Annotated in this window: 15 protein-coding genes; 2 read left to right on the plus strand and 13 right to left on the minus strand. The window is 64.1% G+C overall.

Annotated features, from left to right (window positions below):
• Nucleotides 1-10: 10 nt before the first annotated feature.
• The 7 genes from hemW to AC788_RS16730 all read right to left on the minus strand — a co-directional run bounded on the left by hemW (nucleotide 11) and on the right by AC788_RS16730 (nucleotide 6,037).
• The gene (hemW, locus tag AC788_RS16700) at nucleotides 11-1,198 is read right to left on the minus strand and encodes a radical SAM family heme chaperone HemW (protein WP_049861690.1); all 1,188 of its coding nucleotides are present in this window, start codon (nucleotides 1,196-1,198) and stop codon (nucleotides 11-13) included.
• Nucleotides 1,195-1,791 carry an RdgB/HAM1 family non-canonical purine NTP pyrophosphatase gene (rdgB, locus tag AC788_RS16705; RefSeq protein WP_049861691.1) on the minus strand — a complete coding sequence of 199 codons (597 nt, stop codon included), beginning with the start codon at nucleotides 1,789-1,791 and terminating at the stop codon, nucleotides 1,195-1,197. The genes hemW and rdgB overlap by 4 nt, the downstream gene beginning before the upstream one ends.
• A 168-nt stretch (nucleotides 1,792-1,959) precedes the next feature.
• A complete protein-coding gene (gene metW / locus AC788_RS16710; RefSeq protein ID WP_043191520.1) occupies nucleotides 1,960-2,580 on the minus strand; it encodes a methionine biosynthesis protein MetW in 621 nt (206 codons plus the stop codon).
• A 7-nt stretch (nucleotides 2,581-2,587) separates the two neighbouring features.
• Nucleotides 2,588-3,727 carry a homoserine O-succinyltransferase MetX gene (metX, locus tag AC788_RS16715; protein WP_049861692.1) on the minus strand — a complete coding sequence of 380 codons (1,140 nt, stop codon included), beginning with the start codon at nucleotides 3,725-3,727 and terminating at the stop codon, nucleotides 2,588-2,590.
• Between the two features lie 151 nt (nucleotides 3,728-3,878).
• Complete coding sequence (locus AC788_RS16720; protein ID WP_049861693.1) at nucleotides 3,879-4,469, minus strand: YggT family protein; 591 nt, start codon at nucleotides 4,467-4,469, stop codon at nucleotides 3,879-3,881.
• Between the two features lie 9 nt (nucleotides 4,470-4,478).
• Entirely contained in the window at nucleotides 4,479-5,300 is an 822-nt protein-coding gene (gene proC / locus AC788_RS16725; protein ID WP_049861694.1) for a pyrroline-5-carboxylate reductase, read from the minus strand.
• Complete coding sequence (locus tag AC788_RS16730; RefSeq protein ID WP_049861695.1) at nucleotides 5,297-6,037, minus strand: YggS family pyridoxal phosphate-dependent enzyme; 741 nt, start codon at nucleotides 6,035-6,037, stop codon at nucleotides 5,297-5,299. The genes proC and AC788_RS16730 overlap by 4 nt, the downstream gene beginning before the upstream one ends.
• A gap of 66 nt (nucleotides 6,038-6,103) precedes the next feature.
• Between AC788_RS16730 and AC788_RS16735 the strand changes: the two genes are divergently transcribed.
• Nucleotides 6,104-7,138, plus strand: a complete 1,035-nt coding sequence (locus AC788_RS16735) for a type IV pilus twitching motility protein PilT (protein ID WP_043191513.1) — start codon at nucleotides 6,104-6,106, stop codon at nucleotides 7,136-7,138.
• A 154-nt stretch (nucleotides 7,139-7,292) separates the two neighbouring features.
• On the opposite strand, the gene AC788_RS16740 is transcribed toward AC788_RS16735, so the two are convergent.
• Nucleotides 7,293-7,928, minus strand: a complete 636-nt coding sequence (locus AC788_RS16740) for a C40 family peptidase (protein ID WP_049861696.1) — start codon at nucleotides 7,926-7,928, stop codon at nucleotides 7,293-7,295.
• Nucleotides 7,929-8,177: 249 nt separating this feature from the next.
• Between AC788_RS16740 and AC788_RS16745 the strand changes: the two genes are divergently transcribed.
• A complete protein-coding gene (locus tag AC788_RS16745; RefSeq protein ID WP_049861697.1) occupies nucleotides 8,178-8,585 on the plus strand; it encodes an NINE protein in 408 nt (135 codons plus the stop codon).
• A 135-nt stretch (nucleotides 8,586-8,720) separates the two neighbouring features.
• Here the strand turns inward: AC788_RS16745 and AC788_RS16750 are convergent, their stop codons facing one another.
• From AC788_RS16750 to AC788_RS16775, 5 genes are all read right to left on the minus strand, one after another.
• Nucleotides 8,721-9,992: a dihydroorotase gene (locus tag AC788_RS16750; RefSeq protein ID WP_049861698.1), complete on the minus strand. Its 1,272-nt coding sequence runs from the start codon at nucleotides 9,990-9,992 to the stop codon at nucleotides 8,721-8,723.
• The gene (locus tag AC788_RS16755) at nucleotides 9,989-10,993 is read right to left on the minus strand and encodes an aspartate carbamoyltransferase catalytic subunit (protein WP_049861699.1); all 1,005 of its coding nucleotides are present in this window, start codon (nucleotides 10,991-10,993) and stop codon (nucleotides 9,989-9,991) included. The genes AC788_RS16750 and AC788_RS16755 overlap by 4 nt, the downstream gene beginning before the upstream one ends.
• Before the next feature lie 11 nt (nucleotides 10,994-11,004).
• A complete protein-coding gene (gene pyrR / locus AC788_RS16760; protein WP_049861700.1) occupies nucleotides 11,005-11,523 on the minus strand; it encodes a bifunctional pyr operon transcriptional regulator/uracil phosphoribosyltransferase PyrR in 519 nt (172 codons plus the stop codon).
• 349 nt (nucleotides 11,524-11,872) lie between these two features.
• Complete coding sequence (gene ruvX / locus AC788_RS16770) at nucleotides 11,873-12,313, minus strand: Holliday junction resolvase RuvX (RefSeq protein WP_049861702.1); 441 nt, start codon at nucleotides 12,311-12,313, stop codon at nucleotides 11,873-11,875.
• Entirely contained in the window at nucleotides 12,313-12,882 is a 570-nt protein-coding gene (locus tag AC788_RS16775; protein WP_049861703.1) for a YqgE/AlgH family protein, read from the minus strand. The genes ruvX and AC788_RS16775 overlap by 1 nt, the downstream gene beginning before the upstream one ends.
• Nucleotides 12,883-12,937 lie beyond the last annotated feature (55 nt).

The raw sequence follows: 12,937 nt of genomic DNA on the forward strand, positions 1-12,937 counted from the left end.
AGGACAATCCTTATACCAGGAAGTATTGCAGCAGGTCGTTGAGGAACAACTGCCCGCGGGCGGTGGCGACCAGGCGCGTCGGTTCGACCTGTAAAAGGCCTTTTTGTTCGGCCTCGGCGCGTGCTGCGGCCAGGGTCTGCAAGGGCAGGCCGGTCCGCTGCGCGAACAGCTCGGCTTCAACGCCCTGGGTGAGGCGCAGCGCGTTCATCAGGAACTCGAACGGCAACTCGTCGGCAGTCAGGGTTTTCTCGCCCGCCTTGAACTGCTTGCCAGGGTTCAGGTAATCCTTGGGCAGACGGGTTTTCCAGGTGCGCACGATGCGGCCGTCGGGGTGGCTCAGCTTGCCGTGGGCGCCGGCGCCAATGCCGATGAAGTCGCCGAAGCTCCAATAGTTGAGGTTGTGACGCGCGGCCTTGCCCGACCGGGCATAGGCCGACACCTCGTATTGGCTGAAGCCATGCTCGGCCAGCAAGGCCTGGCCGGCTTCCTGGATGTCCCAGAGGATATCGTCCTCGGGGAGCTCGGGCGGCTGGTTCCAGAACACTGTGTTGGGCTCCAGGGTCAGCTGGTACCAGGACAGGTGCGTGGGCGCCAGAGCGATGGCCTGGCGCAGGTCGTCCAGGGCTTCTTCCAGGGACTGGTCGGGCAGGCCGTGCATCAGGTCCAGGTTGAAGTTGTCGAAACCGGCGCGACGCGCCATTTCAGCGGCGCGCAGCGCTTCGTCTCCGGTATGGATACGCCCGAGGGCTTCGAGCTTATTCGGCTGGAAACTCTGGATGCCGATGGACAGGCGGTTGATCCCCAGCTTGCGATAGGCGACGAACTTGTCCTGTTCGAACGTGCCGGGGTTGGCCTCCAGGGTGATCTCGATATCCGCCGTGAACGGGATGCGTTGTTCCACGCCCGCGAGCAGTCGGCCCAATGCCGCAGCACTGAACAGGCTGGGCGTGCCGCCGCCGAAGAAGATCGAGCTCAGTGGCCGTCCGTAGACCGCTGCCAGGTCCTGATCCAGGTCCGCCAGCAGTGCGTCGACGTATTCCTCTTCCGGCAGTACGGGACTGGCCGCGTGGGAATTGAAGTCGCAGTACGGGCATTTGCGCACGCACCAGGGGATATGGATGTACAGCGCCAGCGGCGGCAGCTGCGTCAGCACCTGGCTGGGAGGCGGCGCCGCTGGGTAGATCAGTGAATCGTTCATGCCAGGCTCAGGCGTTGACGCAGCAAGGCCATGGCGCGGGCGCGGTGACTCAGTTGGTTCTTTTGCGTGGGGTCGAGCTCGGCGCTGGAGCAGTTGCGCTCGGGCACCCAGAACAGTGGGTCGTAGCCAAATCCATGGGCGCCGCTGGCGGCGTGCAGGATGCGACCGTGCCAGAGGCCTTCGCAGAGGATCGGCAACGGATCCTCGGCATGCCGGACCAGCGCCAGCACACAGACGAACTGCGCGCCGCGCTGTTCGTCCGGGACGCCCTGCAGGGCATCGAGCAGCTTGGCGTTGTTGGCGGCATCGCCCTGGCCATCGGCGTAGCGCGCCGAATAGATGCCGGGGGCACCGCCGAGAAAGTCCACGGCCAGGCCGGAATCGTCGGCCAGCGCAGGCAAACCTGAGAGACGCGCAGCGTTGCGGGCCTTGAGGATGGCGTTCTCGACGAACGACAACCCGGTTTCCTCAGGCTCGACCTGGCTGAATTCGCCGACCGAACGCAGCTGCACCGCGCCGCCGAGCATGGCCTGGAGTTCCTTGAGCTTGCCGGCGTTGTGGCTGGCGAGGACGAGTTGAGTGAAATTGATCATGGTTGTGAATGGGTTCCGAAGGGTTCAAAGAGCCAGTTCATGCGGGCGGCCTGACGAATCGGGTCGCCTGCTTCGCGGGCAGAGCCCCGCTCCCACAAGGTGAGTTTTGCGCACGATCCTGTGGGAGCGGGGCTCTGCCCGCGAAGAAGGCGCCATGGTCGTCGAGTGTTACACCGCCACCCGATGCTCCTGCAGACCAGGGCTGCTGACCCGGTAGATGCCGATTTCACCCAGAAGGTTAGGCCAGATCTTGCTCGCCCACCCGTGCCGGTGCTGTTGATCCACCGCCAGGCGATTGAGGACCTGCGCCCGGCGCTCGCTGCACAGGGCTTCGAAGTCGGCGAAGGTGCAGAAGTGGATGTTCGGCGTGTTGTACCAGGTGTACGGCAAAAACTCGGACACCGGCATGTGGCCCTTGCTGGCCAGGTACCAGCGGCAGCGCCAGTGACCGAAGTTGGGGAAGGTGATGATGCACTGCCGACCGACCCGCAGCATCTCGTCGAGAATGCGATCCGGGTATTCCACGGCCTGCAGCGCCTGGGTCATGACCACGATGTCGAAACTGTTGCTGGCGAAGTTACCCAGGCCCTTGTCCAGGTCCTGCTCGATGACGTTGATGCCCTTGCGCACGCACTCGGTGATGTTGTCGGCATCGATTTCCAGGCCGTAGCCGGTGACCTGCTTGTGGTCGCGCAGCCAGGCGAGCAATTCGCCGTTGCCGCAGCCCAGGTCGAGCACGCGGCTGCCGGCGGGGATCCAGTCCTGGATGATTTCTAGGTCAGCTCTCATGGATGCCTCACAGTGCAATGCGGTTCATGTAGCTGCTGAACGCCTGCAGATACCGTGGAATGGGGATCAGAAAGGCGTCGTGGCCCTGTGGTGCATCGATTTCCAGGTAGCAGACGTCTTTCTTGGCGGCCATCAATGCATCCACCAGTTCGCGCGAGCGGGCCGGCGAGAAGCGCCAGTCGGTGGTGAACGACATCACGCAGAACTTGGCCTTGACGTTGGCAAAGGTCGCGGCCAGGTCATCGCCATGGGCAGCGGCCGGGTCGAAGTAGTCCAGCGCCTTGGTCATCAGCAGGTAGGTGTTGGCGTCGAACCGACCGGAAAACTCCTCGCCCTGATAGCGCAGGTAGCTTTCAACCTGGAACTCGACGCTGTGGAAGTCGTAGTTGAGCTTCTCGCTCTTCAGGCCACGGCCGAATTTCTCGCCCATCGAATCGTCCGACAGGTAGGTGATGTGCCCGACCATGCGAGCGAGCATCAGGCCGCGTTTGGGAATCACGCCACGGGCCTGGAAATCGCCGCCATGGAATTCGGGGTCGGACAGGATGGCCTGGCGGGCCACTTCGTTGAAGGCGATGTTCTGCGCGCTGAGCTTGGGCGCCGAAGCGATCGCCAGGCAGTGGCGGACGCGGTCGGGGTAGGTGATGGTCCACTGCAGCGCCTGCATGCCGCCCAGACTGCCACCGACCACCGCCGCCCACTGGGCGATTCCCAGCGCGTCCGCCAGACAGGCCTGGCTGTGCACCCAGTCCTCCACGGTCAAGACCGGGAAATCGGCGCCGAACGGCTTGCCGGTCTCGGGATCGATGCTGCTGGGGCCGGTGGAACCGTTGCAGCCGCCGAGGTTGTTCAGGCTGACCACGAAGAAGCGGTTGGTGTCGATGGGCTTGCCGGGGCCGATGCAGCTGTCCCACCAGCCCGGCTTGCGGTCTTCGGTGGAGTGGTAACCGGCTGCATGGTGATGGCCCGACAGCGCGTGGCAGATCAGCACCGCGTTGCTGGCGCTGGCATTGAGCTGGCCGTAGGTCTCGTAGATCAGGTCGTAGGCGGGCAGCGACCGGCCGCAGGCCAGGGCCAGGGGTTCGCTGAAGTGGGCAATTTGTGGAACGACCAGACCGACGCAATCATCGGGAAAGACAGTGGACATCGACCCTGCTCACGCTTGAATGAGGCGTAAGTCTAAAGAGCGCAGGGCAGAGGGGCAAGCAGCGCTTGGCGGGGGTGCAGGCGAGTGTGCAGGCAGTCTTGCCAGCTGCGCCAGCGCTCGTTGTAGCGCTCGCGCAGCTGGCGTGCAGCGGTCAGATCAGCAGGCGCAGAATCTGCGGCATGCCGGTGGTCATGGCCAAGTTGTTGATGACCAGCATGTCCAGCAGTTTGAGCACCATGAAGGCCAGGATCGGCGAGATGTCGAGGCCGCCCAGGTTGGGTACGATGCGCCGGAACGGCGCCAGGGCCGGTTCGCAGATCTGGTTGACCAGCTCGGCGCCGGGGTTGTGGCTCTGCGGCGCGACCCAGGAGAGGATCACGCTGATGATCATGGCGAAGAAGAAGATCTTCAAGAACAGCGCCGTCACCCCTATGATCGCCCACACCAGCAATTGCAAGGGGTTGCCCGTGGTGCCGTAGGCCAGCAGCAGGGTCAGCGCCATGATGATCATCTGGATGACGATGGCCAGCAGCAGTGAGGACATGTCCAGCCCGAACAGGCTGGGAATGATGCGCCGCACCGGTTTGAGCAGCGGCTGCGTGGCGCGCACGATGAATTGGCTGAGCGGGTTGTAGAAGTCGGCACGCACCAGTTGCAGCACGAAGCGCAGCAGCATGATCAGCAGGTACAGACTGCCCAGGGTTTGCACGACATAGATTGCCGCAGTATTGAGACCGTACATGAAAGCTCCTTATTGACCCAGCTGCTCGGCCAGTTCGGCCGAGCGCCGGGCTGCCGCGTTCAGGGCGTTCTGCACCAGGGTTTCGAAACCCTCGGACTGGAATGACTGGATGGCCGCCTCGGTGGTGCCGGCGGGTGACGTGACGCGACGGCGCAGCTCGGCGGCATCGACATCGCTGGCAACCGCCATGTGTGCGGCGCCCAGCGCGGTCTGCAAGGTCAACTTGGCTGCCGTCTCGTGCGGCAGGCCGAGTTTTTCCCCGGCGGCGGTCATGGCCTCGATCAGCAGGAAGAAGTACGCCGGGCCGCTGCCGGACACGGCGGTGACGGCATCCAACTGCTGTTCTTCTTCCAGCCACAGGGCCAGGCCGACGGCGCCCAGCAGGTCTTCGGCCTGTTGGCGTTGTTCGGCGTTGACGTCGGCGGTGGCGTACAGTCCGCTGGTGCCCTGGCGCAGCAGTGACGGTGTATTGGGCATGCAGCGCACGATCGGCTGTTGCTTGCCGAGCCAGCGTTGCAGGCTGGCGCAGTTGATGCCAGCGGCAATCGAGACCACCAGCTGACCGGGTGCGAGGCTGGGCGCCAGTGCCTGGCAGACCTCTTTCATGCCCTGCGGCTTGACCGCCAGCACCACGACGTCAACCCCTTCGATCGCCTGGGCGTTGTCGGCGAACACGTCGATGCCGTGTTCGGCCGCGACCTTGTCACGCTGCTCGGCGCCGCGATCGCTGGCGCGGATGTGGCTGGCTTCGACACCCTGCGCACGCAGGCCGCCGATCAGACTGGCGGCCATGTTACCGGCGCCGATGAAGGCAATACGAGTCTTGCTCATGAAGGATCCTTGGTGAAAGGCGAAGGGGCCGCGCCCGTGTCCGCTGGTGGAGTGTGCTGGCCGTAGTCGCGGGCGCCGAACAATGCCGTGCCGATGCGCACCCAGGTGGCGCCCTGGGCGACGGCAGCCTCAAGGTCGTGGCTCATGCCCATGGATAACGTATCCAGCGGCAATTGCAGGTCGTGTTGCAGCGCGCGAACGTGGGCAAAGGCAGCGTTCTGCGCCGCCGGATCATCGGTGGGTTCCGGAATCGCCATCAGACCACGCAGGTGCAGGTTCGGCAGCGCTGCAATGGCCGTGGCCAAGGCGTGCACATCGTCGGGCGCGCAACCGGACTTGCTGGCCTCGCCGCTGACGTTGACCTGAATGCAGACGTTGAGCGGCGTCAGCGTGCTCGGGCGCTGCTCGCTGAGCCGTTGGGCGATCTTGAGGCGGTCCACGGAATGTACCCAGGCGAAGTGTTCGGCGATGGCTCGCGTCTTGTTCGACTGAATGGGGCCGATGAAATGCCAGATCAAGGGCAGGTCGACAAGTTCTTCCTGCTTGCTCAGCGCTTCCTGCAGGTAGTTTTCGCCGAAATCGCGGACACCTGCAGCGAATGCCTCGCGGATGGCCGTGGCCGGTTTGGTCTTGCTGACCGCGAGCAGGCCGACTTGGCTCGGCTCCCGCTGCGCCTGCCGGGCAGCGGCTGCGATTCGGGCACTCACTTGCGAAATGTTGTCTGCTATCGTGGACATTGAATTCGTGCCGGCGGGTTTCAGGTCTGCGGCATTCTACCTGCTTGTCTGTATTTGGGGAGTCTCATGGACATTACCGAGCTGTTGGCCTTCAGTGCGAAACAAGGCGCATCCGATCTGCACCTGTCCGCAGGCCTGCCGCCGATGATTCGGGTGGATGGCGACGTGCGCCGCATCAACTTGCCGGCGCTGGACGACAAACAGGTCCAGGCGCTGATCTACGACATCATGAACGACAAGCAGCGCAAGGACTTCGAGGAGTTCCTGGAAACCGACTTTTCCTTCGAGGTGCCGGGTGTGGCGCGCTTTCGGGTCAACGCGTTCAACCAAAACCGCGGCGCCGGTGCGGTGTTCCGGACCATTCCGTCCAAGGTGCTGAGCATGGACGACCTGGGCATGGGAGATGTGTTTCGCAAAATTACCGAAGTGCCGCGCGGGCTGGTGCTGGTCACCGGGCCGACCGGTTCGGGCAAGTCGACCACTCTGGCTGCCATGATTGACTACCTCAACAGCAACAAGCACCACCATATCCTGACCGTTGAGGATCCGATCGAATTCGTCCACGAGTCGAAGAAGTGCCTGGTCAACCAGCGTGAGGTGCATCGCGACACCCTGGGCTTCTCCCACGCCTTGCGCTCGGCGCTGCGCGAAGACCCGGACGTGATCCTGGTAGGCGAGATGCGTGACCTGGAAACCATACGCCTGGCCTTGACCGCGGCCGAGACCGGGCACCTGGTGTTCGGCACGCTGCACACCACGTCGGCGGCGAAGACCATCGACCGGGTGGTCGACGTGTTCCCGGCGGAAGAGAAGTCGATGGTGCGTTCGATGCTGTCCGAATCGCTGCAGGCGGTGATTTCCCAGACCCTGCTGAAGAAGATCGGCGGCGGGCGGGTGGCGGCGCATGAAATCATGATCGGCACGCCGGCGATTCGTAACCTCATCCGCGAAGACAAGGTCGCGCAGATGTACTCATCGATTCAGACGGGCGGGTCGCTGGGCATGCAGACGTTGGACATGTGCCTGAAGAACCTGCTGGCCCAAGGTGTCATCAGCCGCGACTCGGCCCGTGAAAAGGCCAAGTCGCCGGACAACTTCTGATCTGCATCAATCCGGCTGGACGGCGGTGTTCCTTTCGCGGCCACAGACCGCTCCTACGGGGTACCTCAGCATCCCGGGGGAGCGGTCAGCAGCCGCGAAGGACTCCTGTAGGAGCGGTCAGCGGCCGCGAAGGGCGCGCCGCAGTCGATGGAGATCAGCGTTGCACGATGCGCAGCGCAGGTTCCTTGGGCAGGACGCGCTTGGCGACGGCGTAGTGGGTGTTCCAGTACGGCTTCTTCAAGGTGTCGATGGTCACGGCCTTGCCGCGGCGCGGGGCGTGGATGAAGCGGTCGTTGCCCAGGTAGATGGCAACGTGGTTGACCTTGCGGCTCTTGATGTTGAAGAACACCAGGTCACCCGGCTTCAGGTCCTTGCGCTCGACCTTGATGCCGTGGCCAGCGGCCATTGCGTTGGACGTGCGTGGCAAGTCGACGGCCTTCACATCGTTGAAGGCATACTTGACCAGACCGCTGCAGTCGAACCCCTTGCTCGGGCTGCTGCCGCCCCAGCGATAGGGGGTGCCGAGCACGTTGACGGCGCGGCTGAGTACATCGCTGCTCTGCCTGGAGGCCGAGGTGCCAACCTTGACGGTGGTGACCTTGGCCAGGGCCTGGTTGTTACCGGCGGGGCGGGTCACGACGATGCGTGGCGCACGTTGCGATTGTTCGGAAGCGGGCTTGGCGGTGTAGCCATTGAAGCCAGCGGGAAGTCGTTGCTCACGATTGGTGGCGTGGGCGGCCAGGGGCAATAATAGGCAGATGGTCAGCCATGTCTTGAAAAATGGACGCATTCGGCAGGGCTCATATGGGTAGGCGCGCGACTTTATAACAGCTTTTTGTAGGGTTTTTAATCCGCTGGTCGAGGCTCGAAGGTCGCAAATGGCACCATTTCGGCGCAGAATTGTCCTTTGTGCGGCACGCAAGTCAGGTGCTGCAAGGGTTCAGCCGATGTCGGTCACAGAAATGCCATACGTCGGGACGGGACAAAAAAGTCACAAATTTGTTTAGAAAATTTTTATATCAGAGGACTTGCATCGAGAATGAACACCTATCGGATCCATGATACCCACAGCAAGATCATGGGCTATCTGCTGTGGATTTTGGGCTTCACCGGCGCTCATCGCTTCTATTACGGCAAGCCGGTCACCGGAACGATCTGGTTCTTCACCCTGGGCCTGTTCGGTATCGGCTGGATCATCGACCTGTTCCTGATCCCGGCCATGGACCGGCAGGCCGACATGCGCTTTCACAGCGGCGATACCAACTACAACGTGGCGTGGGTGTTGCTGACGTTCCTCGGTTTGTTCGGTGTGCACCGCATGTACCAAGGCAAGTGGATCACGGGTGTGATCTACCTGCTGACCGGGGGATTGTTTCTGGTGGGGGTGCTGTATGACTTCTGGACCCTGAATGATCAGGTGTCGATGAAGAACGCGCAGCGTCGGTAGTTGGTGACAAGGCCATATGGTCTGTGTGTGATGTATCAGGTAGATTGCAGGGAGGCCTTCGCGGGCAGAGGGCTCAGCCGCCCGCCCCGCTCCCACAGGGTACGCCGCCCTGCCCGCGAAGGGTGCGCTGCGGTATCAGTGACTGAAGCTGATATGCCCGTCCACCAGGGTGTAACGCACGGCACCCGGCAAGGTGTGACCGAGGAACGGGCAGTTGGCGCCCTTGGACAGCCAGCGCTCCCCGGCCACCGTCGAGACGTTTTCATCGAACAGCACCAGATCCGCCGCCGCGCCCACTTGCAGGCGCCCAGCCGGTAGCCGCATGGCGTCGGCCGGGCCTTGGCCCAGACGGGCCAGCAGGGTCGGCAGGTCGAGCAGGCCGTCCTGTACCAAGGTCAGTGCCAAGGGCAACAACAGTTCCACACTGCTGATGCCTGGCTCGGTCGCACCGAATGGCGCCAGCTTGGCGTCGCGATCGTGCGGCTGGTGGTGGCTGGCAATCGCCTGCACCACGCCCTTCTTCACCGCCGCGCGCAGGCCTTCCCGATCCGCTACGGATCGCAGTGGCGGTTGCACGTGGTACAGGCTGGAAAATCCGGTCAGCGCTTCGTCGGTCAGAATCAACTGGTACAGCGCCACGTCAGCCGTGACCGGCAGGCCGCGCGCCTGCGCCTGTTCGATCAGCTCCACACCGCGGGCGGTGGTCAACTGGCTGAAGTGCGCGCGCACGCCGCTCTGCTCGACCAGCAGCAGGTCGCGCGCCAAGGCGACGGTTTCTGCGGTGGCGGGAATGCCCGCCAGGCCCAGAAAGGCAGCGGTTGGCCCGTCGTGGGCAAGCCCGCCCGCAGACAGATCACGGTCCTGAGAATGGAAGATCACGGTCAGGTCGAAGGTGGCGGCATATTCCAGCGCGCGGCACAGCGTGCGATTGTTGCCGAAGCTGTTCAGGCCGTTGCCAAAGGCAATGCAGCCGGCATCGCGCAGGGCAATCAGCTCGGCCAGTTGCTCCCCTTCCAGACCCTTGCTCAAGGCGCCGATCGGGAACACCTTGGCATGGCCGGCTTCGCGGGCGCGATCCAGGATCAGTTCGGCCACCGCCGAGGTATCCAGAATCGGTTTGGTCAGCGGCGGGCAGCACAGGCTGGTGACACCACCGGCTGCGGCGGCACGGGTTTCGCTGGCGATGGTGCCCTTGCGGCTGTAGCCGGGCTCGCGCAGCGACACGCTGAGGTCGACCAGGCCTGGGGCGGCGACCAGGCCAGTGGCGTCCACGCGCTGGCTGGCGGTGAAATCGACGGGTGCGTCGCCGATCGCCACGATCCGGCCCTGGCTGATGTGCAGGTCGCTGATCTGGTCCAGGCCGCTGGCCGGGTCGATCACCCGGGCGCCAAGAATACTGAGGCTCACTGGGCGTTCTCCTGCTCGAATTGACGCTGGGCTGTCTGCCCGCTCATGGCCATCGACAGCACCGCCATGCGGACCGCGATGCCGTAGGTGACCTGGTTGAGAATCACCGAATGGGGGCCGTCGGCGACGGCCGATTCGATCTCGACGCCGCGGTTGATCGGTCCGGGGTGCATGACGATGGCATCGGGCTTGGCGCCAGCCAGGCGTGCGGTGGTCAAGCCGTAGAGCCGATAGAACTCGCCTTCGCTGGGCAGCAGGCCGCCGCTCATGCGCTCACGCTGCAGGCGCAGCATGATCACCACGTCGACGTCCTTGAGGCCCTGTTCCAGGTCGGTGAACACCTTGACGCCATACTGCTCGACGCCCACGGGCAGCAGCGTCTTCGGCCCGATCACGCGGATGTCCCGGCAGCCCAGGGTCTTGAGTGCGATCATGTTCGAGCGGGCCACGCGCGAATGCAGGATGTCGCCAACGATCGCCACCGACAGGTTCTCGAAGCCGCCCTTGTGCCGACGAATCGTGAGCATGTCGAGCATGCCCTGGGTCGGGTGGGCGTGGCGGCCGTCGCCACCGTTGATGATGGCCACTTCCGGGCTGACGTGCTCGGCGATGAAGTGTGCGGCTCCGGAGTCGGCATGGCGCACGACGAACATGTCGGCGGCCATCGCTTCGAGATTGCGCAGGGTGTCGAACAGGGTTTCACCCTTGCTGGTCGAGGAGGTCGACACGTTCAGGGTGATCACGTCGGCCGACAGGCGCTGGGCGGCCAGTTCGAAGGTGGTGCGGGTGCGCGTGGAGTTCTCGAAGAACACGTTGCACACGGTCTTGCCGCGCAGCAGCGGGACTTTCTTGACCGCGCGCGCGCCGACTTCCAGAAACGAGTCGGCCGTGTCGAGCACTTCGGTCAGCAGTTCGCGGGACAAGCCGTCGAGGGAAAGAAAATGGCGTAGCTGGCCCTGGTCATTGAGCTGCAGCGGGCGCTTGGCGTCGATAGGCGTCATGGCGGGGGCTCTTAAAGGCTGGAGGCGGAAGCGAGGTCCTGGCGCTCGAGGGCGAGCGGGGACGGGCCGAGCAATTTTACCCGCTCATGGGCGGCCAGTGACAGGGTGGCGCCGACGATGTCGGGACGAATCGGCAGTTCGCCGGCGTCCAGGTCGAGCAGGCAGACCAGGGTCACGCTGGCGGGGCGCCCGTAGTCGAACAGCTCGTTGAGGGCTGCGCGGACGGTGCGGCCGCTCATCAGTACGTCATCGATCAGCACCAGATGCTGGCCCTCGATCTCGAAGGGCAGGGCCGAGGGCCGTACCTGTGGGTGCAGGCCGTTCTGGCTGAAGTCGTCGCGGTAGAACGATACGTCCAGGGTGCCCAGCGGTGCTTCGCTGTCCATGGCCTGCAGCAACGCTTGAGCGACCCAGACACCGCCGCTGTGAATGCCGATGTAGCGTGGCTCGGCAATGGAGCGCCTGGCCAGATGGGCCTTGAGGTCGACTGCCATCGCGCCGATCAGCTCGGCCGGGTTGGGAAGGCTCATGTGTGCTCCTGTGGTTGAGATCGTCCGAAGAGAGGGGTGCAACGTGGCGCGGCTTGCACCGCACCTGTAGCAGCGGCGCAAGCCGCGTCGGCGGTCGTGCGGTGTATCTGGAAGAATGCGTCGAGGCCGGACGCGGCTTGCACGGCACCTGTAGCAGCGGCGCGAGCCGCGTCGGCGGTCGTGCGGTGTATCTGGAAGAATGCGTCGAGGCCGGACGCGGCTTGCACCCCACCTGTAGCAGCGGCGCGAGCCGCGTCGGCGGTCGTGCGGTGTATCTGGAAGAATGCGTCGAGGCCGGACGCGGCTTGCGCCGCTGCTACAGGGGGCTGGGGTACGGCGGCTGTCATCTTCAGGCGTTGTCACCCAGCGCGTTGGCCTCCAGCCAGCCTTGCAACAGCAACTTGGCGGCGATGGCATCGACCGGGTTGTCACGGTAGCTGCCACGCTGGCCACCGCGGGCCATGCGTTCGCCCTTGGCTTCGAAGGTGGTCAGGCGTTCGTCGTGGGTGTGCACCGGGATGTTGAAACGGCCGTTCAGGCGGCGGGCGAACTTTTCCGCGCGCTCGCTCATTTCGCTGGGGCTGCCGTCCATGTTCAACGGCAGGCCAACGACGATGGCGTCCGGCTGCCACTCCTTGATCAGCGCTTCGACACGAGTCCAGTCAGGCACCCCGTTCTGGGCCTTCAGGGTGCACAGTTCGCGCGCCTGGCCGGTGATCACCTGGCCCACCGCGAAGCCGATCTGCTTGGTGCCGTAGTCGACGCCGAGCAGCAGTCTGGGGGCGGCCATCAGGCGTGACCCGCCTGGCTGGTGAGCAGGCTGAGATTGATGCCCAGGCGTGCGGCGGCGGCGCCAAGGCGCTGCTCGCTGTCGGTGTTGAACAGGATGTCGGGGTCGAACGGGCAGGTCAGCCAGGCGTTGTCGGCCAGCTCGGCCTCCAGCTGGCCGGCTTCCCAGCCCGCGTAACCCAGGGTGATCAGGCTTTGCGCGGGGCCTTCGCCGTCGGCGATGGCGAACAGGATGTCCTGGGAGGTGGACAGCGAAACCTCGCCCAGGTCCACCGTGGCCTGGAACACCGGGCCGCTGGGATGCAGGACGAAACCGCGGTCGGTCTGCACCGGTCCGCCATTGTAGATCGGCACCTGTTGGCAGGAGGCTGCGGGTTCGGTTTCCGGTCGCAGTTGCTCGAGTATATCCGCCAGGTTCAGGTCCTGCAGGCGATTCACCACCAGGCCCATCGCGCCATTGGGCGTGTGCTCGACGATGTAGGTCAAGGTATGGGCGAAATTGGGGTCCGCCATGTGTGGCATGGCGATCAGGAACTGGTTCCTGAGGTAGCTGGTTTCGAGGTTTTTCATACTTTGTAGTGTGGCGTTGCCTCGTCGGCCTGACAAGCGTGGGGGCACAGTTTCA

Origin of the sequence: Pseudomonas sp. RIT-PI-a (assembly GCF_001187875.1) — a bacterium.
GTDB lineage: Bacteria > Pseudomonadota > Gammaproteobacteria > Pseudomonadales > Pseudomonadaceae > Aquipseudomonas > Aquipseudomonas coleopterorum.